Origin of the sequence: Poinsettia branch-inducing phytoplasma str. JR1 (assembly GCF_000309465.1) — a bacterium.
GTDB lineage: Bacteria > Bacillota_I > Bacilli_A > Acholeplasmatales > Acholeplasmataceae > Phytoplasma > Phytoplasma pruni.
This window is the reverse complement of record NZ_AKIK01000111.1, coordinates 1-1,742: the sequence shown is the minus strand read 5'-3', so window position 1 is coordinate 1,742 and position 1,742 is coordinate 1. Positions and strand designations below refer to the sequence as shown.

Below are 1,742 nucleotides of genomic sequence, written 5' to 3'. Positions count from 1 at the left end.
TCCGATCTTGCAACTAAATTGAAATATTTTTTATTATTAAATTAAAATTTATTTTATCTCGTTAGAAAGGTAAATCTTTGGAAAAAATTAGTGTTTTGCTTAATTATTTTAAAAAAACTTATCATAGAATAATTAAGTTTACTGTTTTACTTTTGATTTTGATTTCGCTAACTTTTTTGTTAGGTGGATTTCATAGTTTTAATCTTTTGTTAGAAAAAGATAATTTTGTTAAATTTAGATGGTATTATTTTTTTTCTTTTTCGAAACAGTGTCTCTTTTTAATCTTAATTACTTTTGTTTTAATGATTTTTCAAAAAAATAAACGTATTATTGATATTTTTGCTTTATGTTCTTTGGTGAGTATTATCATCAACACTATCTTTTTACGTTCTTTTATTAGGGATTAGAATATTTATCCTTCTTCAGGGGTACCGTTTTTTAATTTAATTATTTATTTTTTAGAATATATCATTATTCCTATTTGTTTTGTTATTTTTTATTTTATCAACGGTTCTTTTAAAGTTAATTACAGTATGTTAGGTTTAACTTTAATTCATCCTTTACTTTATTTCATTGATAGTTATTTAATTAATTTATTGATGAATTGGTCTGAAGAAAAAATTTTCAGTACTCGTTTTTTTGCCAAACAATTGATTAATCCTGATAACCAAAAACATCTCTTTATTTCTTATTGCAAAATTTTTCTCGCTTTTTTCTTTTTAACTGCCGGGATTATCTTTTTACAAAAAAAGAAAAAATTTCTTTGGTGGAAAAGTTTATTTTTCTTCTCCCTTTTATTGTTTGTTTCTTGTATGGCCCTTCAACCGAAAGAATGGTTGCACGCTAAAGAAGTGGTTTTAAACCCTACCACAATGGGAGCTGGTCTTTTCCCTGAAACACAAGAAATGTCTGAATATTTTCAAACAGTTTCAGATTTAACCCCAGAAGAACTCAAAAAAAATAATAATAAAATTTTAGAATTAGGTTCCGGTTGTGGTAATGTTACTCAATATTTAATAGAAAAATTTGGGGTAGAAAATATAATAGCTGTGGAAATAGATGGTTTTTTATGCCAAGAATTAAAAACTCATTTTCCTGGTTTGAAAGTTATTCAAGGCAATGCCGCTCATTTTGAAACTTTACTCCAAAAAGAAAAAATAACGCATCAACAAATTAAAGGAATTGTTTCTACTTTACCGGTCGGTATTTTCGATTCTCAAGATTTTCAAAGTTTAAAAACCGGTATTGAAAAAATAGTGGTCCAAAATAATATTAAATATATGAATTATCGTTTTAAAATGTTTGAAACTGAAACTAGAGAAATGCCAGAACTGAAAAAAATCAATAATTTCGTGTTTATTTCGGAAATGGTAATCCCTTTAAGTGTTTATACTTACGTTAAAAAATAAAATTTAATTTTATATCAATACAACCTATCTTTTAATTTAAAAGAACCTTTTAAAGGTTCTTTTTTTATAATTTATGATGATATATGCAATAAATAAAAAGAGGTTTTAAGAAAAGAATTCTCTTTTATCGGTAAATTTATGGTTTTATTTCTAGAAAAAAAAGAGTTTCACTGTTTTTTGAAAAAAGATTTATTTTTTGCATTAAAAATAATTAATGATTCTATATTAGTGTAAAATATTAATGTAAACTAAAAAAATACTTATCAAACAAAAAATAAAAAGTTAGAAAAAAATATATTTAAAAGTTAAATGTTTTTCTTTAAAATATGATAA

At 23.7% G+C, this 1,742-nt stretch carries 1 protein-coding gene; it reads left to right on the top strand.

The features are described from left to right. Positions 1–533: 533 nt before the first annotated feature. Positions 534–1,409, top strand: coding sequence for an rRNA adenine N-6-methyltransferase family protein (locus tag ON17_RS02500; RefSeq protein ID WP_017191925.1), 876 nt, complete (start codon positions 534–536; stop codon positions 1,407–1,409). Positions 1,410–1,742: the final 333 nt, after the last annotated feature.